The following is a 21,500-nucleotide window of genomic DNA, read 5'->3' as shown; positions in this document are numbered from 1 at the left end:
GAGTCCAGACGTGAGATCTACCTAAATATGAAAGGGAGGGCGGGGCCCCGCGCCCCGTAAGGGGCGCGGGGCTGTTGACATATGCGGCTCCGCCGCGTGGGCGCGATCAGCCAAGGACGGCCCGCAGCCAAACTCCGCCCCCACCCTGACGGAGTCAGAACGGCTTGGTCGGCAGGTACTTGCCGTCCAGGGTGATCACGGCGCGCTCGCCGCCCTCGGGGTCGGCGACCTTCTTCACGTCCAGCTTGAAGTTGATGGCGGAGATGATGCCGTCGCCGAACTCCTCGTGGACCAGGGCCTTGAGGGTGGTGCCGTAGACCTGGAGCATCTCGTAGAAGCGGTACATGGTCGGGTCGGTCGGGATCCGGTTCGGCATCGAGCCGCGGACCGGGATGGTCTGCAGCAGCAGCGCCGCGTCGTCGTCCAGGCCCAGCAGCTCGGCGACCGCCTTGGCGGACTGCTCCGGCAGCGGGTGCTGGCCGAGGACGGCGGCGGTGGTGAAGGCGACCGAGAGGCCGGAGGCGTCGGCTATCTGCTGCCAGGAGAGATTCTTGCGGATCTTGGCGTCGACGGCCTGGGCGGCCAGGGTCTCGCGGGCGGTGGAGTCGAACTGGGCGTGCACCATGAGGGGCTTCCTTTCGGGGTGGAACCGTTCCGCAGACGGCGGGAACGGCTGGTTCGGGGGGGTAGTGAGGAGGGTGGTGAGAGGGGTCGGCGTCAGGCCGCGGATGCGGCGCCGCTGCCGGGGGCACCGAGGTCCTCGACGCGCCCGGTGGCGATGTCGAAGACCCAGCCGTGCAGGGTCACCTTCTTCTCCGCCAGCGCCCGGGCGACGGACGGGTGGGTGGCCAGGTTCGTCAGCTGCGCGTACACGTTCTGGCGGACCAGCGCTCCCACCTTCTCCGCGCCTGCCGCGATGTCGGCGACACGGGCCACGGCAGCGTCCGCGTGCCGCAGCCAGTCGGCGACCACCGGCGCGCCACTGAGGTCGTGGCCTTCGGCCAGGGCGGTCATCGCGCCGCAGGCAGAGTGCCCGCACACCACGATGTCCTTCACGCCCAGCACGGCAACGGCGTACTCGATACTCGCCGTCACCCCGTTGGCACCGGGGGTGTAGGCGGGGACGAGGTTCCCGGCGGTACGGATGACGAACAGCTCGCCCGGCTCGCCCTGGGTGATCAGCTCCGGCACGACACGGGCGTCCGAACAGCCGATGAACAGCGTGTGCGGCGTGTGATGCGCGGCCAGGTGGGCGAAGAGGTCCGCCTTGGCCGGGAAGACGTCCTGCTGGAAACGGGCGATGCCGTCGGCAAGGTCAGGCATGGGGTCACTCCCTTCGGTGGCGACCGGCCCTTTGTGGGCCGGCGAGACCCACCATGCACGACCTGCCCTTATAGAGTCCAAGAGCTTCTGACCATGAAAGCCATTGACCACATCTATAGTTACATTCATGGCCACTCTGGAACTGCGTCACCTGCGCTATCTGCTCGCTGTCGCGGAGCACGGCAACTTCACCCGCGCGGCCGAGGACCTGCACATCTCCCAGCCCACGCTCTCCCAGCAGATCAAGCAGCTGGAACGGACCCTGGGAGTGCAGCTGCTGGACCGCACCGGCCGCACGGTACGGCTTACCGACGCCGGCACCGTCTACACCGACCACGCCCGCCGGGCGCTGCGCGACCTGGCCGCAGCCGAACGCGCCGTCCATGACGTGCAGGACCTCTCCCGCGGCCACCTACGACTGGGCGTCACCCCCACCTTCACCGCCTACCTCATCGGCCCACTCAGCGCCGAGCTCCACACGCGCCACCCCGGCATCAGCCTGACCCTGACCGAGACGACCCAGGACCGCATCGAGACCGGCCTGCTCGCCGACGACCTCGACCTCGGCATCGCCTTCACCGGGACCCACCTCCCCGGCATCACACCGGCTCCGCTGTTCACCGAGACCCTCGGCCTCGTCACCGGCACCCACCATTCCCGGACACGACCGGAACCCCTACCGGTGCGGGCCCTCAAGGACGAGCAACTGGCCCTGCTCAGCGGAGACTTCGCGACCCGCGGCCACATCGACGCCTACTTCACCCGGCACCGGGTCGCCCCCCGCATCGCGGTCGAGGCCAACTCCATCCAGGCCCTCACCGAAATCGTCCAGCGCACCGGCCTGACCACCGTCCTGCCCGACGCCATCACCCACGACCACCCCCACCTCACCCCCGTCCCCCTCGACCCGCCCCTGCCCACCCGCACCGTCGCCCTCCTGCACCGCGAAGGCGCCTACCAGAGCTCCGCCTCCCGCGCCTTCACCCGGCTCACCCACGACCTGGTCCGCACCCGCGGATACACCCCGCCCTCGTGACCGCATGCCGGCGGGCAGGTACCCGACCGACGGCGGCTGACGAACCCTGGATCCGGCCCGCGTCCAGGATCCCGGCGGAGTCCCTCACTGTGCAGGGCGCAGGCGCCTGCGAATGTGACGGGGCGTCAGCAGGTGTCGGTCCGTTGAGGATTTCCAGGAAGGCGGCGGAGACATCGTGATCCCGCTCCCCGACGCCATGCCCGCCATCGTCTGCCGCACCAACCTGCCGATCGACGGCCCCGCCGGCCTGGAGGACATGGAACTCCTCGTTCCCCGGCCCGGCCCGCGTGACCTCCTGGTGCAGGTCGAGGCCATCGCCGTCAACCCCGTCGACTACAAGGTCCACCAGAACGCCGATCCCGACGGCGAACCCCGCGTCCTCGGCTGGGGCGCCGCCGGCACCGTGGTCGCAGTCGGCGACCACGTGACCCTGTTCAGGCCCGGCGACCACGTCTACTACGCCGGCGCGCTCGACCGGCCGGGCGCCAACTCCCGCTTCCACGCAGTCGACGAGCGACTGGTCGGCCCCAAACCGGCCTCCCTCTCCTTCACCCAGGCAGCCGCCCTGCCGCTCACCTCGCTCACCGCGTGGGAGGGCCTGTTCGAGCGCATGGCCCTGCGGCAGGGCACCTCGGAACAGACCGGCACCCTGCTGGTCACCGCCGCGGCCGGTGGCGTGGGCGCGATCGTCACCCAACTCGCGCGCACACTCACCGGCTTGACCGTGATCGGCACGGCCTCGCGGCCCGAAAGTGCCGACTTCGCCCGCGAGATGGGTGCCCACCAGATGATCGACCACCGGCAGGCACTGGTGCCGCAACTCGCCCAGGCGGCACCGCAGTGAGTGGACTACGTCTTCAGCACCGCCGGCACCGACCGCAATCTGGCCGCCTACGCCGAAGTCCTCAATCCCTTCGGGCAGATCGTCGCGATCGACGACTTCGACACCCTCGCCATCGGCGCGCTCAAGGCCAAGAGCATCTCCTTCCACTGGGAGTTCATGTACACCCGCTCGATGTTTCAGACTCCGGACCAGGCCGCGCAGCACCGCATCCTCGCCGAGCTCGCCCGGCTGGTCGACGCCGGGCTGATCACCACCACCGCCACCCGGGACCTCGGCCCGATCAACGCCGCCAACCTCCGGGAAGCCCACCGCTTCCTGGAGTCCGGCACTGCCATCGGCAAGACCATTCTGACCGGCTGGGCTGCCTAGGACGACGGCGTGGACCGTGCACCGGAACCGGCACCACCGCCACGGCGCAGCGCCTCAAGTGACGAACCGCGTCGCCGCCGCACGAGTTCCCGCAGGGTGCTGACGTTGCGGTAACCGACTCGGCCGGCGATCGCCTCGGCGCTGAGCGTGGTGGTGCGCAACAGGAAGGTCGCCTCGTCCAGCCGGATGTCCTGGACGAACTCCACGGGTGATCTGCCGAGGACCGTCTGCGCGGTGCGCTGCAGGGTGCGCTGGCTCACGCCGAGCGTGCGGGCGGCCTCGGCCAGTGGGGGCGGATCGGCCAGGTGCGTACGGGCCCACCGCTCGAAGGCGGTCAACAGCGGGTCCGCCTGGGCCAGCCGGGTCGGGAGCGCGAAAGCGGCCTGTGAGGGCCGGTCACCGATCAGCAGGTACCGGGCGACGAGGTCGGCGAGGGCGGGGCTGTGCCGCTGCACCGCCCACAGCGCCAGGTCGATGTGGGCAAAGGCCGCACCCGCGGTGGTGACCGGGCCGTCCTGGATCAGCGTCCGTGAGTCCTCCGCCACAACACCGGGGTACCGCGCACGAAAGGCGGGGCCCAGCCACCAGCTCGTCGTCGCGCGCCGCCGTTCGAGGGTTCCCGACTCGGCCAGGAAGAAGGCTCCGCTGCATGCGGCGGCCAACGGGGTTCCGGAGGCGGCGGAGGCGGCGGCGAGGTCGAGCAGCCACGCGTTGGCGGGCTCGCGGACCGCTGCGACCACCCGGTCCGGCGATTGGAAGCCCACCGCCGGCATCAGCAACAGGTTCGTTCCGTGCGCGAGTTCCCCGACCGGGACGGTCGTCAGGCTCAGCCCGTTCCCCGTGCGGACCTGCGGCCCCGCGCCGACCACGGTGACCGTGAACGGTGGTGCGCCGTCGTCCTTCGTGCTCAGCGAGTTCGCCGCGCCGAGCACGTCCATGATCGCCGAAAGTCCCGAGTCGAAGATGCCGTCGACCGCCGCCATCACTATGCGCATGTCGCAAACGGTACTGGAAACGTCGTTTCCGCCGCTCGTGGCAGATCGACCGTGAACCTAACGTCTTTCCCGGGCCAGGAATCCGCCACCCGGCCGGCCCCGCTGCGAAGCCACCGACGGCATCGCGGCTTCACAACTCACCATGAAGATAGGGAAGATCCCGTCATGACACCGAAGCTCGGAGTCCTCGCACTGCTGACCGCCAAGCCGGGCAAGGAGGCGGAGCTGGCCGCCTTCCTGAACGCCGGCCGCGCCATCGTCGAGGACGAACCCGGAACCCAGGTCTGGTACGCGTTCCAGGTCGACGGCACGACCTTCGGCATCTTCGATGCCTTCGCCGACGAGGACGCGCGCCAGGCCCACCTCACCGGCCGCATTCCGGCGGCGCTTGCCGAGGCCGGCCCGGACCTGCTCGCCGCCGACCCCGACATCCGCCTGATCGACGTCCTCGCGGTCAAGCCCGCTTCCTGAGGGCGCCGCCGACGTGCCCGGTCCCGGTACCGGGCACGTCGGCGGCCTGATCCAATCGAAATGACGACGAAGAGGATCCCTGTGCACCCACGCCCCGAACGAACAAGGCGGCGCCGACCGGCCCTCTCGGCAACGGTCGTCACCACCGTCCTGGCGCTGGCGACCGCCGTCGGCTGCGGAGCGCCGCCGGCCGGCAAGCCCGCCGCCCGTCCGACGCCGCGACAATCCGCAGTTGCGGCAAGCGGCCCCATGGGGGGCGCCGCCTGGACCGGGCAGTTCACCGGCTACGGCTCCGCGTCGTGGCAGCGCGCCTGGGGCGTCGCCGCGCAGGGGGCCTGGGGTGGCGACAACCTAGCCGAGGTCTCTGACCCCTCCGCCCCCGGCGACGGTTCGGCCCTCCAGGTCACCTACGGGGCCGGCTCCTCGGACAACAAGTGCGCCGACTGCCACGCCACCGGTGGCGGCCAGTTCTACACGGACCTGAACACCCTCGGCCTGTCCGCACTCGCCCACGGCAGCACCCTGGACCTGGCGTACCGCGTCAGGTTCCCGGCGGGCCGCGACTGGGGCAGGGCCGGGAAACTGCCCGGACTCTACGGGGGCCGAATCGGCCAGGAGTCCGGCGGCAACCACGGCAACGGCTGGTCCACCCGCTACATGTGGCGCGGAGCCAACGGCGTACCCGACAACGGCGAGGTCTACCTCTACACACCGACCAACTCAGGCCCGACCGGCTACGGCGTGGACGAGGGCCTCGGCGACTGGCGGTTCCTCGCCGACGGCAAGTGGCACACGGTCGAGCAACTGGTGAACCGGACGACCGGCGACATCACCGTCTGGTACGACGACCGGCAGGTCCTCTCGACCCCGGGCGCGGCATCCGGCATCGGTTCCCTGCCCTTCGGAGGCATCTTCTTCTCCACCTTCTACGGAGGGCACGACACCAGCTGGGGACCCGCGAGCCCCCAACACGCCTACTTCGCCGATTTCGCCCTCTCCCCGACCATCCAGCACTGACGGAACAACAGGACTCCTTGCTGGTGGCGACCACACCGAGACCACCACGCCCCCCGAACAACCGAAAGCCCGCCTCCGCATCGCTGCGAAAACGGGCTCCGACCTGCATACATACAAGTCGGGACGGCGGGATTTGAACCCACGACCCCTTGACCCCCAGTCAAGTGCGCTACCAAACTGCGCCACGTCCCGGTGCTTGTCCGACCTGGGCTTTCGCCCTTGCCGACCGCGCACGAGAACAATACCGCACTTCAGGTGGTGGTCGCGCACCGTTTCCGGACGGGGCCGCAGGGCCTCGGGCGGCAGGCTCCGGCCTCCTGGCCGCTCAAGGTTGAACGGCGGCCCGGCCCACTCCATATTCGCACACACATTCGATTAGATCGCCCACGGCTCGCGATCAACCACCCACGATCAACCGGCCTTCGCGGTGTTGACCTTGGGCCAGTCCCCCATGCCACCATCAGGGGTTCGCCGTTTGCAACTCCCCTGCCGCAGGAGGACTGTTGGACACCACCGGCCCCACCGGAACCGAGTCGTCCCCCCTATCCCGGCGCAGATTTCTGCAGGCGGCCGCCGGTACCGCTGCCGTGGCCGGCGCCGCTGCCGCGCTGCCCACGGACGCGGTCGCGGCGGTCACCGGCGCCCCGGCCACCCCCAGCGCCAGCGCCACCCCCACCCTCTCCTTCACCGCCGCCACCAACGGTTCCGCCTCCCTCGCGCCCTCCGGTGACCGGCTGATCGCCGAGGTGCAGAACGTCCTGTGGTCCGTTCCCCGCAAGGGCGGGGACGCCGTCGCCATCACCCCGCCCGACCTGGAGCCCACCCGGCCCGTGTACTCCCCGGACGGGCGGCGGCTCGCGGTCTGTGCCTACCGGGGCGGCGGATTCCATATCTGGACGCTGCGCCCCGACGGCTCGGGCCTGCATCAGCTCACCGACGGGCCCTGGGACGACCGCGGCCCGTCCTGGTCGCCAGACGGCACCCGTATCGCCTTCGCCTCCGAGCGTGCGGGCGACCCGGTCGCGGGCAGCCCGTACCGCATCTGGACCGTGGACGTCCGTACCGGTGCGTTGCACCAGGTGACGGGGCTCTCCGGCCAGGAAGGTCCGGCGCAGGACGGTGCCTGGGAGGACTTCGACCCCGTCTGGTCGCCGGACGGCAAGCGGCTCTGGTTCGTCCGCGGCCGGGTCGCGGCCCCCGGCAGCCCGCTGGAGGCGCACACCGTGGCGTCCGTGCCGGCCGACGGCGCCGGGCCGGTCCGTACCGAGCACACGGACACCGCGGCGGCGCAGCTGATGGCGCCGGCCCTCTCCCCCGCCGGGCGGCTGGCCTACCTGCGGACCACCCCCGCGCCCGCCGCCACCTGCACGCTGGTGGTGGACGGGGAGGCCGTGCCGCTCGACGGGGACCTGGAGCCCGTTCCCCCGCGCTGGATCTCGCGCGACGAGCTGCTGGTCACCGTCGGCGGGCAGTTCACCGTTCTCCGGCCGTCCGCGACGGAAGCGCAGCGCACCACGATCCCCTTCGCCGCCAAGCTGCCCGTCGACCGGCCGCGTTACAAGGTCAAGCAGTACGACGTCGCCGTCGGCGGCACGGGGCGGGTCCGTTCCGTGCATCTGCCCGCGCTGTCGCCGGACGCGCGGCAGGTGGCCTTCGCCGCGCTCAACTCCCTCTGGATCGCGGACATCTCGGGCGGCAAGGGGGTCGTCCGGCCGCGCAAGATCGTGCAGGCCGACCCCACCCGCTACGTCCTCGAACCCTCCTGGTCGCGCGACGGCAAGTCGCTGATCTACGCGGACGACCGCGACGGGCTGCTCGCCGTGCGCCGCCGCGACCTGGCCTCCGGCACGGAGACCGTGCTCGCGGGCGGCGGCCGGGTGCACCCGGCGCTCTCCCCCGACGGCACCCGGCTGGCGTGCCTGGACCTCTCCGGCAACCTGATCGTCCGCGACCTGGCGGCCGGTACGGAGCAGGTGCTCGCGGCGCCGATGGGTGCGGGCGGGCTGCCGGGGCGGCCGAGCTGGTCGCCGGACGGGCGCTTCGTGGCGCTGTGCGACCGGAACCGGCTCAACCAGCGCTTCCGCGAGGGCTACAACCTGATCCGGGTCGTCGACACCACGACCGGCACCGCCCGGCTGCACGCGGTCGCCCCGCACGCCTCGGTCTCCGACCGCTACGACTCCGGGCCCGTCTGGTCCCCCGACGGCCGCTCGATGGCGGTGATCGTCGAGTCGGCGCTGTGGCTGCTGCCCGTGCGGCCCGACGGCACCCCGGACGGGGAGCCGCGGCGGCTGACGGACGAGGCCGCCGACCATCCCTCCTGGTCAGCGGACTCCCGGAAGATCCTCTACCTGTCGGCAGGGCGGCTGCGGCTGCTCGACACCGGCGACGGGTCCGTCCGCACGCTCCCCGTCAGGCTCGACTACCGGCGGCCCACCCCCGCCGACACCGTCGTGCACGCCGGGCGGCTCTGGGACGGCACGAGCTCGGCGGTGCGCGAGGACGTCGACCTGGTGATCCGCAACGGCCGCATCGCCGCCGTCGAGCCGCACCGGGCGCACCGGGCCGCCGTGCACACGGTCGACGCGTCCGGGCAGACGGTGATCCCGGGGCTCTGGGACGCGCACACGCACCCCTGGCAGTACACCTACGGCGGCCGGCAGACCGCGCTGCAGCTGGCGTACGGCATCACCACGGCCGTCTCGCTCGGCGGCTTCGCCTACGAGCAGGCCCGGATCCGCGAGGCGGTGGCCGCGGGTGCGCTGGCGGGTCCGCGGCTGCTGGCCACGGGCGAACTGCTGGACGGTCCGCGCGTCGCGTACAGCATGGGCCGCGCGCACCGCACGCGCGAGGGGCTGCGCCGGTCGCTGTCCCGTGCCACGGCGCTGGACTGGGACTTCGTCAAGACCTATGTGCGCGCCCCGGGTTGGATCATGGAGGAGGCGGCGCGGTTCGCACACGACCGGCTGGGGGTGCGCAGCGGCAGCCACCTGTGCACGCCGGGCGTGCAGTTGGGGCAGGACCTGACGACCCACTTGCAGGCCACGCAGCGGCTGGAGTTCGGTCATGCCACGACGGCAACGGGTCGCTCGTACGAGGACCTGACGGAGATCTACACCGCCCGGGGCATGAACTTCCACATGGTCGCGACCATCTTCACCTCGGTGCCGCTGGTGGGCAGCGACCCGGCGCTCGCGGAGGATCTGCGGGTGACGCAGCTGATGCCGCCGTGGGACGTCGCCCTGGTGCAGAAGACGGCGGGCCGTGCGCCCACGGAGGACGAACTGGGCGCGCTCGGCCGGGAGGTCGAGGTCTACCGCCGGGTCCTGGCCGAGGGCGGGATCGTCGCCCTCGGCACGGACGCCCCGCTGGTGCCCGTCGGTCTCTCCCTGCACATGGGCCTGCGGGCCCTGCACCGCTACGGCCTGTCGCCGGCCCAGGCGCTGAGCACGGCGACGGTGCTGGCGGCGCGGGCGTACGGCGCGGAGCGGGACCTGGGCACGCTGGAGGCGGGCAAGCTCGCCGATGCCACGGTGGTCGACGGTGATCCGTTCGACGACTTCGACGTGCTCGTGCGGACGCCGTCGGTGCTGCGCGGCGGAGTGCTCTACGAGCAGCGGGAGTTGGTCGGGGCGTACGGGCATGCAGTGGCCCCGGCGGCGCGGCAGCCGCATCCGCACGGCGGCTGGGAGGCGGTGGGGCAGCAGCTGCGCCGGGACTCCTGCTGCGACATGGAGCTGCACTGAGGCCCGTGTGACGGCCGCCCGCCTGCGCGGTGCGCGGGCGGGCGGCCGGGGTGCAGTGCGTCACTCGTTGATCTGGTACGAGTCGCCGTACACCTTCCACTTCAGCGGCGGCTGCAGCTCGAAGTTGCCGTTGTCGAGGAAGACGCGCTGCTCGGTGTCGACGCGGCTGGTGTCGCTGTGTGCCTCCTCGTGCTTCATGGCCGTCTTCCGGGCGTCGAGGAAGGCGTTGAGGTAGGTCTTCTCATCGCCGCCCTGGGCCGGGGGCTTGGCCTTGGCCAGGGCGTGCTTGCGGATGTCGCCGAAGCTGTCCTTGCTGTCGCCGGGGCCGTGCATGACCATCGCGTCGTAGTAGGCGAACTGGCCGAGCGTGCGCAGGCCGTCCTTCCTGGCCTGGTCGACGGCGGGGTCGAAGTAGACGCGGTCGCGCTCGGCCTCCTGGCAGTCCCGGAAGGTCTTGTCCTCAAGGGCGGCCTTCTTCCAGGCGGCCTTGTAGGCGCTGCCCAGGCCGGAGGTGGAGTCGCTGCCGTTGACCTTGCGCAGGGCGGGGAGGTACTTGGCGAGCAGGTTGTCCGGCTTCTGCTTGGTGTAGCGCTCGACGAGTTCGAGCATGTCACCGGTGCCCGAGGTGAAGCCGATGATGCCGCCGGTGAAGCCGCGGCCGTCCTTGATGTCGTCGATGTACTTGAACTGGTCCCGCCACTTGAGCGAGGAGTTCTCCGCGCTGGACACCAGTTGCATGGCGATGTCCTTCTTGTGCGGGTCGTCGAGCCCGAGCCCGGCGCCCTGGGCGCGTATCCGGGCAGTGGCGGAGGCGTCCCGGAGTCCGTGCTCCGCCGCGGCCGCCTGGCCCACGCCGCCGAGGGCGAGGGTGGCGGGGAGGACGAGGGCCGCACCGATCGCGGCGATGGGGCTGGTCTTCTTCCACGTGCTCACGAGCATGCGGATCTCCGTTTCCCGGTGACTTGTTAGGAAGGTTTCCTAACCGTTGCCGGGTATTGAACGGGAGGCCCGCTTGTGTGACAAGGGGTGTCAGGAGTTACCCACGAGAACGCGCCATTTCCGGGGGCCGGGTCTTCGCGCCCCGTAAGGGGCGCCAGACTTACGCCTGGAGAACGACCTCGGCCTCGCCCGTCGTGGTCTCGGCGAGCGGGGCCCACCCGCCCTCCGGCGGGACCGCCGCAGCACGCCACCACGGCTCCAGCGGCAGGCCGTCGACCGGCTCGAACGGCTGCCCGGGCCGCGGCACCGCCACCCGCGCACCACTGCGCCGGGCGGCGGCCACGGTGCCCTCGGCCGGCTCCTCCCAGGGGTGCGGGGCGAGGTTGAACGTGCCCCAGTGGATCGGCAGCATCACACCCGCCTCCGCAGCACCGCGCTGCAGGTCACCATGGGCGCGCACGCCCTCCTCGGGCGTCATGTGGATGTCCGGCCAGAATTCGCTGTACGCACCGATCTGCACCATGGTGGCGTCGAACGGCCCGAACTCGGCGCCGATGTCCGCGAATCCGGAGAAGTAGCCGGTGTCGCCGCTGTGGAAGATCCGGTGCTCCGGGCCGGCCACGACCCACGAAGCCCACAGCGTGTGCTGGGTGTTGCGCAGCGCACGGCCGCAGAAGTGCCGCGCGGGGGTGGCGGTGAAGGTGAGTTCGCCGATGCGCGTCGACTCGTGCCAGTCGAGTTCGGTGATGCGGTCCGCCGGGATGCCCCAGTGCTCCAGGTGCGCGCCGACGCCGAGGGGGACGACGAAGGCCGCGCCGGTGCGGGCGAGGGCGCGGACGGTCGGCATGTCCAGGTGGTCGTAGTGGTCGTGGGAGATCACCACCGCGTCCAGCGGGCCCGTCTCGGCCAGCGGCACGGGCACGGGGTGCAGCCGCCGGGGGCCGGCGAGGGCGAAGGGCGAGCAGCGCTCGGACCACACGGGGTCGAACAGCACGCGGCCGCCGTCGATCTCGGCCAGCACGCTGGAGTGGCCCATCCAGGTCAGCCGCAGCCCGGAGGCGGCGGGCGCGGCCAGGTCGGCGACGGTCGTGGGGTGGACGGGCACGGCGTGGGCGGGGGCCCGGCGGACGCGCTCCTCCTTGCGGAAGTAGGTGGGCAGGAAGGCGAGCATCGAGCGCGACGACGGCCGGGCCGCACCGGCCGGGTTGACGAAGACGCCGTCCGCGAAGTGCGGCGACCGCCTGATGCGCGCCATCCGCTCCCCCGCCGGGTCCGCCCCGAAGGCGGCCGGGCGCAGGGCGTCGAGCGGGGAACGGGGCAGGCGGGAGCCGGTCACGGCACCTCCAGGCAGGCGAAGACGGGTCACCCCATTATCAGGCCGCTCACCCGGAGGGTGACGTTCAGCCGTCCGTCGAGGCCGAGGGCGGGCGGGGCCGTGCCGGGGAAGGTGCGGGGAACGCCGTGGTGGGCCAGGCGGGACGGGCCGCCGAAGACGAACAGGTCCCCGCTGCGCAGCTCCACGTCCGTCCACGGGCGGCCGCGGTCGCTCGCGTTCCCGAACCGGAAGACGCAGGTGTCGCCGAGGCTGAGGGAGACCACGGGGGCGGCGGACTTCTCGTCGCTGTCACGGTGCATGCCCATCCGGGCCTTGCCGTTGTAGAAGTTCACGAGCGCGATGTCGTAGGGCTCGGTGCCCTTCTCCTGTCCGTACGCATCCCCGTACGCGTCGGCCACGGCGTCCCGTGCCAGCTCGCCGAGCCATTCCGGGAACGGTTTCACGGGCGCCCCGTCGCCGTCGACGACGGTGCGGGCGTAGCCGTAGGGGAACCAGTGCCAGCCGAGGCACACCGAGCGCACCGACATCTCGCCGCCGCTGGGCATGCGGACCGTGCGCAGGCCGGCGGGCGGCGCGGCCCACACGCGGCAGGCGTCCAGCAGCCGGCGCTGGGCGGGCGGGTCCAGCCAGCCGGGGACCTGCACGGCCCCCGGTGCGACCTCGGCCCGGGGCCGCGGGAACAGTTCACCGTCCATGCGGCCAGCGTAGGTCCGAGGTGTGTCACACTCCGGGCGGGCCCGTCCGTCGTACCGGTGACAGCGACCGCAGTGCGCCGCCGAGGAGGCACCGGACATGGCCCGCATCCCGCTCGATCTTCCCGACACTCCCCTCAACCGCATCCTGCGCTGGTACAGCAGGCGCACCTACGGCAAGGTCCTCGACCCGCTGATGGCGTACGCGCGTCACCGCAGGGTGCTGTTCGCCGTCTCCCGCTTCGAACTGTCGCTGGCCCGCTGGAAGAAGCTCGACCCGGGGCTGAAGGACCTCGCCGTGCTGGCGTCGGCGGCGGCCATCGGCTGCTCGTGGTGCACGGACTTCGGCTACTGGGCGAGCCGCAACCACGGCGTGTCCCACGAGAAGCTGCAGGACGTGCCGCGCTGGCGCGACAGCGACGTCTACACGCCACTGGAACGCGACGTCCTGGAGTACGCCGAGGCGATGTCCGCCACCCCGCCCACCGTCGAGGACGCGCTGGTGGAGCGGCTGCGCACGCAGCTCGGGGACGAGCGGCTCGTGGAGCTGACCATGATGGTGGCGGTGGAGAACCAGCGCTCGCGCTTCAACTCGGCGCTGGGGCTGAGCGCACAGGGGTTCAAGGACAGCTGCGAGATCCCTGCGCGCCCGCTCAGGCCTTGAGCCCCACGCCCCCGTAGAAGATGGTGTTGTTGAGCTCCTCCGCGCCGGGCACCGGGCCGTCCGGGCGCCACAACGGCACCCGGACCAGGCCGGGTTCGAGGAGCGCGAACTCCCCGAAGAGCGGCTCGACGGCGACGCGGTCGCGCAGGGTGAGCGCGGCGGTGGCGTTCTTGTAGACGTCGACGACGCCGTCCCGCGCCGCCGTGTCCACCCGCCCCGGCTCGTACCCCTCGTAGGGCTCCTGCGTGGCGTGCGAGAGGACGAGCCTGCTGCCCGCGGGGAGTGCGGCGCCGAGGGCGGCGACGATGCCCGCCGGGTCCTCCTCGTCCTTGACGAAGTGCAGGACGGCGACGAGCAGCAGCGCCACCGGCTCGGAGAAGTCGATCAGTTCGCGGACGACCGGGTGCTGCAGGATCGTTTCGGGCTTCCGGACGTCGGCGAGGGCGAAGCCCGCGTTGCCCGCGTCGGTCAGCTTGGCCCCGGCGTGGGTGGCCACGATCGGGTCGTTGTCGACGTAGGCGACGCGGACGCCGTCGGCCACCTCCCGTGCCACCTCGTGGGTGTTGGGGGACGTGGGGATCCCGGTACCGATGTCGACGATCTGGCGGATGCCGCCGCGCACCGCGTCCCGCACGGCCCGCCGCAGGAAGGCCCGGTTGGCGCGGGCGGACAGCCGCACCTGGGGGTGGGCCTCGATGACGCGCTCGGCGGCGATGCGGTCGACCTCGTAGTTGTCCCAGCCGTCGAGGTAGTAGTCGTACATCCGGGCCGGGTGCGGCCGGCTCGTGTCGATCTCGGCCGCGGGGAAGCCCCGTTCGGTCACGCCCGGGCCGTAGCCGCCCAGGCCCTCCACGCCGTGGTCGGTCATGCGGGGCTCCCTTGCGGTGTGCCGGTGAGCAGGAAGTCGGCCTCGCCGGCCTTCGCCCCCCGGATGAAGGTCTCCATCTCGTGACGGGTGTAGATCAGGGCGGGCCCCTCGGGGTCCGTCGACTGCCTCAGCGCCACTCTGCCGTCCACCAGCCGCATCGCCTCGACGCAGCTGCCCCCGTTGCCGCCGCTCCACGGCTTGCTCCAGCCCTCGGTGCCGAGGTCGGTGGCGGGCATGCCGTTGTAGACCCGGTCCGGATCCATGGTTCAGATCTCCTTACGAATGCCACCCAGGATGGCCTTGGTGGTGTGGGGCGGCGCGGCCTGCGCGCACATGCGGTCCAGGGCCTCCAGGAAGGCCGAGACATCCTCGCGCTGGTCGAAGTACGAGGCGCCGACGAGGTTTTCGGCGCAGGCGATGTCCGGAAGCTCCTGGATCGGGAACCGGAAGATGTGGAAGGGCCCGTACATCGCCGGGTGCGGCCCGGCGGCGAACGGCATGATCTGCAGCCGTACGGCGGGCAGTTCGGTGGCCTCGATCAGCCGGTCGACCTGCGCGCGCATGACGTCCGGGCCGCCGATGGGACGGCGCAGCACGGTCTCGTCCATGACGACCCACAGCAGCGGCGCCTTCTCCCGGCGGAGCAGGCCCTGGCGCTCGCGGCGGACGGCCACCGCGCGCTCGACGTCGGCGTCGGGGGCGTGCGGCATGCCGGCGCGGAGCACGGCACGCGCGTAGTCCTCGGTCTGCAACAGGCCGGGGACGTAGTGCGGTTCGTACGCCCGGATGAGATTGGCCTCTCCCTCCAGAGCGACGAACGCGCTGAACCACTCGGGCAGGACGTCGCGGAAGCGGTGCCACCAGCCGGGGCGGTTGGCCTCGCGGGCGAGGGCGACGAAGCCCTCGACCTCCTCGGGGTCGGTGATCCCGTACAGGCCGAGGAGCTTCTCGACATAGGGGATCTTCAGCCCGACCTCGGCCTTCTCCATTCTGCGGACCGTGGCGTGGGTGACATCGAGGGCGCGGCCCGCCTCCTCGAAGGAGAGCCCGGCCTTTTCGCGCAGCTCCTGCAGCCGCTTGCCGAGGACGACCCGCAGGACGGTCGGAGCGCCCGCAGCACGCGACTCCGCCACTGTCCACCCCCTCCAACTGCCGTCATATGCCAGCAGTCTGCCACGCGGCCACCCGGAGTCGACAGACTGTCTTTGCGATTCTGCAATTTGCAGATTGAACCTTGCCACACATGAGCCGCATCGCACATAGTTACGGAGTGGCCCCCTCCCCTGACGCACCCTTGCTCGGGCGCCGCGGCAGCTCCCTTGCCGGCCGCCTGCAGGACGCATTCCACTTTCCGGCGCTCAACACCTCGGTGGCGGAGGCGCGACGACGCGTCCTCGCCCGGCTGCAGGAGTGGGGTATCGACGAAGTGGCGTGCGACGACGCCCAATTGGTGGTGTCGGAGCTGTTCACCAACGCGGTGCGGCACACCGACAGCGACAAGGTCAGCTGTCAGCTGCGGATCAGCGGTGCGGCGCTGCGCATAGAGGTCACGGACCAGGGGCACACCCCGACCGAGCCGAGGGTGCGGTGCAGCGGGGCGGACGAGGAGAGCGGGCGCGGGCTGCTGCTGGTGGGCGCGTTGTCACAGGCCTGGGGGGTCAGACCCGACGACAGCGGCCGGGGCCGGGTCGTCTGGGCCGATCTGCCGCACGGCGGCGCCCTGTAGGGGCGCGGGGCTGTTGACATATGCGGCTCCGCCGCGTGGGCGCGACCAGCCACCGACGGCCTGCGGCCGACGCATCACCCCGAGTCTTCAACTGCGGGCGCGTCGTGGCTGATCGCGCAGTTCCCCGCGCCCCTACGGGGCACAAGAGATCAAAGCGGCAAGAGATCCGGCCGCTTCGCCTCCACGTGGTCGCCCGAGGACTCTCCCCGCAGCCGGCGCCCGATCCAGGGCACCAGGTGCTCGCGCGCCCAGTGGATGTTGTCCCGTCGTACCTCGGCGGCCGAGCGCTCCTCCTCCGCGGGCCACGGCTGGTCCGGGTCGGCGGGCACCTCCAGGCCGAGCACCTGCGCGGCACGCAGGGCCACCCGGGTGTGACCGTCGGCGGAGAGGTGCAGGCGGTCGTCGCTCCAGGCACGCCGGTCCTGCACCGAGCGCAGCGACCACAGGTCGAGCACCGGGCAGCCGTGCCGGTCGGCGATGGCCCGCACATGGGCGGTGTACGTCGCGATCTTGCCCCTCAGGTGCCGGAACACCGGCATGCCCCGGGTGTCGAAGCCGGTGCACAGCAGCACCGTGCCGACGGACTCGGCGAGCTGGACGACGGCCGCCTCGTAGCGCTCGGCCACGTCGTCCGGGTCACCGCCGGGCCGCAGGATGTCGTTGCCGCCGGCGCAGAAGGTGACGAGGTCGGGGCCGAGCTCCTTGGCCCGGGGGACCTGCTCCTCCACGATCTGGTCCAGAAGACGGCCGCGGACGGCGAGGTTGGCGTACCGGAAGGTGTGTTCTTCCTGCCGGTCTGAGAGGAGTACGGCGAGTCGGTCGGCCCAGCCGACGAAGGTACCGTCGGGCCCCGGGTCCCCGACGCCCTCGGTGAAGCTGTCCCCGACTGCTGCGTACGACCCGATCGCGCTCTTGCTGAAGGATTTCGAATCGTCTGCCACGTCAGTGCATCTTTCACCTTTCGGAGTGACCTACGCCACCGTAACCAGGGGTTGACGTGCCGTGATGTATCCCACCCCGACAAAAACCGGCATCACGGGAATACGATCGGCGGGCCCGGAGCCGACACCTGAGGAGCGCCCGTGACGCAGACCCCGTACGTCCCGCACACCGAACCCGCACTGGCGGGTGTCCGCAACTTCCGTGACCTGGGCGGGCTGCCGGCCGCCGACGGGCGGCAGGTGCGGCCCGGCGTGCTCTTCCGCAGCGGCCACCTCGCCCGCGCCACCGCGGCGGACGCCGAGTTCCTCGGCTCCCTGGGCCTGCACACGGTCTTCGACTTCCGCAACGCGGCGGACATCAAGCTGGAGGGCGAGGACATCGCGCTGCCGGGGGTGCGGAACGTCAACCTCCCGCTCAGCGACCCTGCCGACGGCGGCGAGTTCTGGCGGATGGTCCGGGAGGGCGGCCTCGACCGGCTGCGGGCCGCCCTCTCCGACGGGCAGGCCGCGGGCCGGATGACGGCCTCGTACCGCGAGATCGTCACCACCCGCACCGCCGAGCACGGCCGCGTCCTGCACACCCTCGCCCAGGACGCGGTGCCGGCGCTGATGCACTGCTCCGCCGGAAAGGACCGCGCGGGCCTGTCGGTCATGGCGACCCTGCTCGCCCTCGGGGTGCCGGCCGAGGCCGTCGAGGCCGACTACCTGGAGTCGAACGCCCCGCACCGCCGCTACACGGTGCAGCGCCGCCAGGACGTGGACCCGGCCACCGAGGCCGAGGTGACGGAGCTGCTCTCGCCGCTGTTCGAGGCGCGGGCGGAATACCTGGCGGCGGCGTTCGCAGCGATCGAGGAGACCTGGGGGACGACCGGGCACTACCTCGCCGAGGGGCTCGGGCTCACGCCGGAGATGCAGGAGCTGCTGCAGAAGCGGCTGCTCACGGACTGACAGCGCCCCCGTAAGGGGCGCGGGGAACTGTCAGTGCCCCGCGCCCCTACGGGGCGCCGTCAGTGCCCCGCCACGGCCTGCTTCACCAGCGTGCGGCCGAAGTCCCACATCAGTCCGCCGCCGTTGTGGGCGTCGTCCATGACCGCCGTGAAGGCGTCCACGAAGCGGTCCGCCTCCCGTTCCCCGATGATCAGGGGCGGGATGAGCTTGATGACCTCCAGGTGGTCGCCGGAGACCTGGGTGAGGATCCTGTGCCGCTGCAGCAGCGGCGCCACCACCATCTGCGCGAACAGGCCCTTGCGCGCCGCCTGCAGCATCGCCCAACGGGTGCGCAGGGCCATCGACTTCGGGCGGCCGAACTCGATGCCGATCATCAGGCCGCGGCCGCGCACCTCGTGCAGCAGCTCGTACTTGTCGACGAGCGCCGCCAGCCGGCTCCGCAGCCGGTCGCCGGTCTCCCGGGCCCGGGCGACGATGTTCTCGTCCTCCATGACCGAGAGCACCGCCAGACCGGCCGCCATGGCCTGGGCGTTGGAGCCGAAGCTCGCCGAGTGGACGAGCACCCGGTCCATCGAGGAGTAGACCTTCTTGAAGATCCAGTCCTTGCCGAGCGTCGCACCGACCGGCACATAGCCCCCGGAGAGGGCCTTGGCCACGCACACCAGGTCCGGCTCGACACCGCTCTCGTGCTGGTAGGCGAAGAAGTCGCCGGTGCGCCCGATGCCGGTCTGCACCTCGTCCGCGATGAGCAGCGCCTTGTGCCGGTGCAGCAACTCCTGTGCGGCGCGCAGGAATCCGGGCGGGGCCGCGTGGACGCCCTTGCCCTGGATCGGTTCGACGACGAAGCCCGCCACGTCGCCGCGCTTGAGCTCCCGCTCCAGCGCCCCGAGGTCGCCGAGCGGGACGGCCGTGTCCGGCAGCAGCGGGCCGAAGCCGTCCCGGAACCCGTCCTCGCCGTTGACGGACAGGGAGCCCGCCGTCAGCCCGTGGAAGGCGTGCGTGCAGTACAGCACCCTGGACCGGCCCGTGGCCCGGCGGGCGAACTTCAGCGCGGTCTCCACCGCCTCGGTGCCGCTGTTGCCGAAGAACACCCGGTCCAGGTGCGGGGCGTACGTCAGCAGCTTCTCGGCCAGCAGGCCGGGCAGCGGCGGGCAGTCGAAGCGGGTGAGGTCGGCGAGCGAGGCGTCGAGGACGTCGTGCAGAGCCTGGCGGACGACCGGGTGGTGCCGACCCAGGCCCATCACGCCGAACCCGGCGAGCATGTCCAGGTAGTCCAGGCCGTCGGCGTCCCAGAAGTACGCGCCCTCGGCCCGCTCGTAGACCTTGTCGAAGCCGATCGTGTGCAGCATGCGGGGCAGTTGGTGGTTCAGGTACCGGGCGTGCAACTCGTACCGTTCCCCGCCGCGCTCGGCCAGCAGCCGGCCGATGTCGAAGCCGGGTGTTCTCCCGTCGGTCATGCGTTGCTCTTCTCCTCCGTCGCCGCCAGGGGTTCCGGCACGGCTGCCGCCGGGCCGGCCAGGGCGGCGCTGATCCGTCCGGCGATCTCGGCCGGGGTGAGCCCCAGGTCCGCCAGCACCTCGGAGCGCTTGGCGTGCGCCAGGAACTGCTCGGGGATGCCGAAGGTCCGTACGGGCAGGTCCGTGCCGGCGTCGCGCAGGGCCTGGGCGACGGCCCATCCGACGCCGCCCGTACGGCTGTTGTCCTCGATCACGGCGACCAGGCGGTGCCGTCCGGCGAGCGCGGGCAGCGCCTCGTCGACCGGCTTGACCCAGCGCGGGTCGACGACGGTGCACGTGGTGCCGCGCGCTTCCAGCAGGTCGGCGGCGTCCAGGGCCACCGGGACCATGGTGCCGACCCCGACCAGCAGGACGTCCGCGCCGGCACCGGGGGGCTCCGGTGCGGCGAGCACGTCCATGCCGCCGATCCGGGCGACGGCGGGGACGTCCTCGCCCACGTTCGCCTTGGGAAAGCGCACCACGGTCGGCGCGTCCTCGACCGCGACGGCCTCGCGCAGTTGGGCGCGCAGCTGGGCGGCGTCGCGGGGCGCGGCGATCCGCAGGCCGGGGACGACCTGGAGGACCGACATGTCCCACATGCCGTTGTGCGACGGGCCGTCGGTACCGGTGACCCCGGCGCGGTCCAGGACGAACGTCACGCCGCACCTGTGCAGGGCGACGTCCATCAGCACCTGGTCGAAGGCGCGGTTGAGGAACGTCGCGTACACGGCGACGACCGGGTGCAGGCCGCCCGTGGCCAGGCCCGCGGCGGAGACGGCCGCGTGCTGCTCGGCGATGCCCACGTCCCACACCCGGTCCGGGTAGGCCTCGGCGAACCTCGTCAGGCCCACGGGGTGCAGCATGGCCGCGGTGATCGCCACCACGTCGGGCCGCTCGGCCCCGATCCGCACCATCTCGTCCCCGAAGACCGAGGTCCACGAGCGGCCGGCGGACGGGGACAGCGGCTGGCAGGTGAGCGGGTTCATCACCCCGACCGAGTGGAACCGGTCCGCCTCGTCCTCCAGGGCGGGCTGGTAGCCGCGCCCCTTCTGGGTGCGGCAGTGCACCAGGACGGGCCCGTGGAACCGTTTGGCCCGGCGCAGCGCCGACTCGACGGCGGCGATGTCGTGGCCGTCTATGGGGCCGAGGTACTTCAGGCCCAGGTCCTCGAACATGCCCTGCGGGGCGAAGGCGTCCTTGAAGCCCTTCTTCGCGCCGTGCAGCGACTCGTACAGCGGCTTGCCGACGACGGGGGTGCGGTCCAGCAGGTCCTTGCCCCAGGACAGCATCCGCTCGTAGCCGTCGGTGGTGCGCAGGGTGGCGAGGTGGTTGGCCAGGCCGCCGATGGTGGGCGCGTACGAGCGCTCGTTGTCGTTGACGACGATGATCAGCGGACGGTCCTTGGCGGCGGCGATGTTGTTCAGCGCCTCCCAGGCCATGCCGCCGGTCAGCGCCCCGTCGCCGATGACGGCGACGACGTGGCGGTTCCAGCGGCCCAGCACCTGGTTGGCCTTGGCGAGGCCGTCGGCCCAGCCCAGGACGGTCGAGGCGTGGCTGTTCTCGATGACGTCGTGCTCGGACTCCTCGCGCGACGGGTAGCCGGACAGGCCGCCCTTGCCGCGGAGTTTGGAGAAGTCCTGGCGGCCGGTGAGCAGTTTGTGCACGTACGACTGGTGTCCGGTGTCCCACAGGATGCGGTCGGCGGGCGAGTCGAAGATGCGGTGCAGGGCGATGGTGAGCTCCACCACGCCCAGGTTGGGGCCGAGGTGGCCGCCGGTCCTGGCCACGGCGTGGACCAGGAAGTGGCGGATCTCCTCGGCGAGTTCGGTCAGGTCCTCGGTGTCCAGCGCCTTCAGATCCCGCGGACTGCGGATGTTCTCCAGCAACGACACGGCGGCCCCCTCCTCCTCTGTCGGCCTTGCTCGTTCGGGCTCCCCGGTCAGGCCACGGTGACGGCGGGCGTCCCGGAAGCGGTGCCCTGTGTCTCCAGTTGCTCGGCGAGCTTCAGCGCCTCTTCGATGAGGGTCTCGACGATCTTCGACTCCGGCACGGTCTTGATGACCTCACCCTTCACGAAGATCTGCCCCTT

Annotated in this window: 19 protein-coding genes, 1 tRNA gene and 2 pseudogenes; 8 read left to right on the top strand and 14 right to left on the bottom strand. The window is 71.7% G+C overall.

From position 1 onward, the window contains the following. Positions 1-154: 154 nt before the first annotated feature. Entirely contained in the window at positions 155-625 is a 471-nt protein-coding gene (cynS, locus tag ACWD4B_RS30465) for a cyanase (protein ID WP_451423780.1), read from the bottom strand. Between the two features lie 92 nt (positions 626-717). After that, entirely contained in the window at positions 718-1,323 is a 606-nt protein-coding gene (locus ACWD4B_RS30460; protein WP_451423779.1) for a carbonic anhydrase, read from the bottom strand. A 127-nt stretch (positions 1,324-1,450) separates the two neighbouring features. Between ACWD4B_RS30460 and cynR the strand changes: the two genes are divergently transcribed. Next, the gene (gene cynR / locus ACWD4B_RS30455; protein ID WP_451423778.1) at positions 1,451-2,359 is read left to right on the top strand and encodes a transcriptional regulator CynR; all 909 of its coding nucleotides are present in this window, start codon (positions 1,451-1,453) and stop codon (positions 2,357-2,359) included. 196 nt (positions 2,360-2,555) lie between these two features. Continuing rightward, a pseudogene (locus ACWD4B_RS30450) lies at positions 2,556-3,572 on the top strand (zinc-binding alcohol dehydrogenase family protein). Here ACWD4B_RS30450 and ACWD4B_RS30445 read toward each other — a convergent pair. Continuing rightward, the gene (locus tag ACWD4B_RS30445; RefSeq protein ID WP_451423777.1) at positions 3,569-4,567 is read right to left on the bottom strand and encodes a GlxA family transcriptional regulator; all 999 of its coding nucleotides are present in this window, start codon (positions 4,565-4,567) and stop codon (positions 3,569-3,571) included. The pseudogene ACWD4B_RS30450 and the gene ACWD4B_RS30445 sit on opposite strands and share 4 nt — an antisense overlap. Positions 4,568-4,732: 165 nt before the next feature. Between ACWD4B_RS30445 and ACWD4B_RS30440 the strand changes: the two genes are divergently transcribed. Both ACWD4B_RS30440 and ACWD4B_RS30435 read left to right on the top strand, forming a co-directional pair. Continuing rightward, the gene (locus ACWD4B_RS30440) at positions 4,733-5,038 is read left to right on the top strand and encodes a putative quinol monooxygenase (protein ID WP_451423776.1); all 306 of its coding nucleotides are present in this window, start codon (positions 4,733-4,735) and stop codon (positions 5,036-5,038) included. 249 nt (positions 5,039-5,287) lie between these two features. Continuing rightward, a complete protein-coding gene (locus ACWD4B_RS30435) occupies positions 5,288-6,055 on the top strand; it encodes a polysaccharide lyase (protein WP_451423775.1) in 768 nt (255 codons plus the stop codon). A gap of 118 nt (positions 6,056-6,173) precedes the next feature. Here the strand turns inward: ACWD4B_RS30435 and ACWD4B_RS30430 are convergent. After that, positions 6,174-6,247 (bottom strand) — tRNA-Pro (locus tag ACWD4B_RS30430). A 311-nt stretch (positions 6,248-6,558) separates the two neighbouring features. On the opposite strand from ACWD4B_RS30430, the gene ACWD4B_RS30425 reads away from it, so the two are divergent. Further along, on the top strand, positions 6,559-9,801 hold the full coding sequence (locus ACWD4B_RS30425; protein ID WP_451423774.1) for an amidohydrolase family protein: 3,243 nt from the start codon (positions 6,559-6,561) through the stop codon (positions 9,799-9,801). 60 nt (positions 9,802-9,861) lie between these two features. On the opposite strand, the gene ACWD4B_RS30420 is transcribed toward ACWD4B_RS30425, so the two are convergent. From ACWD4B_RS30420 to ACWD4B_RS30410, 3 genes are all read right to left on the bottom strand, one after another. Beyond that, a complete protein-coding gene (locus tag ACWD4B_RS30420) occupies positions 9,862-10,740 on the bottom strand; it encodes a chitosanase (protein ID WP_451423773.1) in 879 nt (292 codons plus the stop codon). A gap of 160 nt (positions 10,741-10,900) precedes the next feature. Beyond that, positions 10,901-12,076, bottom strand: a complete 1,176-nt coding sequence (locus ACWD4B_RS30415) for an MBL fold metallo-hydrolase (protein ID WP_451423772.1) — start codon at positions 12,074-12,076, stop codon at positions 10,901-10,903. A gap of 26 nt (positions 12,077-12,102) precedes the next feature. Continuing rightward, entirely contained in the window at positions 12,103-12,771 is a 669-nt protein-coding gene (locus ACWD4B_RS30410) for an alpha-ketoglutarate-dependent dioxygenase AlkB family protein (RefSeq protein ID WP_451423771.1), read from the bottom strand. Between the two features lie 97 nt (positions 12,772-12,868). On the opposite strand from ACWD4B_RS30410, the gene ACWD4B_RS30405 reads away from it, so the two are divergent. Further along, on the top strand, positions 12,869-13,432 hold the full coding sequence (locus ACWD4B_RS30405; RefSeq protein ID WP_451423770.1) for a carboxymuconolactone decarboxylase family protein: 564 nt from the start codon (positions 12,869-12,871) through the stop codon (positions 13,430-13,432). Here the strand turns inward: ACWD4B_RS30405 and ACWD4B_RS30400 are convergent. From ACWD4B_RS30400 to ACWD4B_RS30390, 3 genes are read right to left on the bottom strand one after another with little or no spacing between them, the layout of a single operon-like run. Then, positions 13,422-14,300, bottom strand: a complete 879-nt coding sequence (locus ACWD4B_RS30400) for an SAM-dependent methyltransferase (RefSeq protein ID WP_451423769.1) — start codon at positions 14,298-14,300, stop codon at positions 13,422-13,424. The two genes, ACWD4B_RS30405 and ACWD4B_RS30400, sit on opposite strands and share 11 nt — an antisense overlap. After that, positions 14,297-14,563, bottom strand: coding sequence for a DUF397 domain-containing protein (locus ACWD4B_RS30395; RefSeq protein ID WP_390779861.1), 267 nt, complete (start codon positions 14,561-14,563; stop codon positions 14,297-14,299). Before ACWD4B_RS30395 ends, ACWD4B_RS30400 begins: the two co-directional genes overlap by 4 nt. A gap of 3 nt (positions 14,564-14,566) precedes the next feature. After that, positions 14,567-15,433 (bottom strand): helix-turn-helix transcriptional regulator, encoded by an 867-nt coding sequence (locus tag ACWD4B_RS30390; RefSeq protein ID WP_336417142.1) that lies wholly within the window; start codon positions 15,431-15,433, stop codon positions 14,567-14,569. 137 nt (positions 15,434-15,570) lie between these two features. Between ACWD4B_RS30390 and ACWD4B_RS30385 the strand changes: the two genes are divergently transcribed. Beyond that, positions 15,571-16,026 (top strand): ATP-binding protein, encoded by a 456-nt coding sequence (locus ACWD4B_RS30385; RefSeq protein ID WP_451423768.1) that lies wholly within the window; start codon positions 15,571-15,573, stop codon positions 16,024-16,026. 149 nt (positions 16,027-16,175) lie between these two features. On the opposite strand, the gene ACWD4B_RS30380 is transcribed toward ACWD4B_RS30385, so the two are convergent. Then, entirely contained in the window at positions 16,176-16,967 is a 792-nt protein-coding gene (locus ACWD4B_RS30380) for an SGNH/GDSL hydrolase family protein (RefSeq protein WP_451423767.1), read from the bottom strand. Positions 16,968-17,108: 141 nt separating this feature from the next. Here ACWD4B_RS30380 and ACWD4B_RS30375 point away from each other — a divergent pair, with 141 nt between their 5' ends. Further along, positions 17,109-17,915, top strand: a complete 807-nt coding sequence (locus ACWD4B_RS30375) for a tyrosine-protein phosphatase (protein WP_451423766.1) — start codon at positions 17,109-17,111, stop codon at positions 17,913-17,915. 59 nt (positions 17,916-17,974) lie between these two features. Here the strand turns inward: ACWD4B_RS30375 and ACWD4B_RS30370 are convergent, their stop codons facing one another. From ACWD4B_RS30370 to ACWD4B_RS30360, 3 genes and pseudogenes are all read right to left on the bottom strand, one after another. Beyond that, the gene (locus ACWD4B_RS30370) at positions 17,975-19,372 is read right to left on the bottom strand and encodes an aspartate aminotransferase family protein (protein ID WP_451423765.1); all 1,398 of its coding nucleotides are present in this window, start codon (positions 19,370-19,372) and stop codon (positions 17,975-17,977) included. Beyond that, positions 19,369-21,303, bottom strand: a complete 1,935-nt coding sequence (gene dxs, locus ACWD4B_RS30365; RefSeq protein ID WP_451423764.1) for a 1-deoxy-D-xylulose-5-phosphate synthase — start codon at positions 21,301-21,303, stop codon at positions 19,369-19,371. Before dxs ends, ACWD4B_RS30370 begins: the two co-directional genes overlap by 4 nt. Before the next feature lie 47 nt (positions 21,304-21,350). Continuing rightward, a pseudogene (locus ACWD4B_RS30360) lies at positions 21,351-21,500 on the bottom strand (flavodoxin-dependent (E)-4-hydroxy-3-methylbut-2-enyl-diphosphate synthase); the annotation flags it as partial.

The organism is Streptomyces sp. NPDC002536, from assembly GCF_053594995.1.
This window is presented reverse-complemented; position numbering and strand designations above follow the sequence as displayed.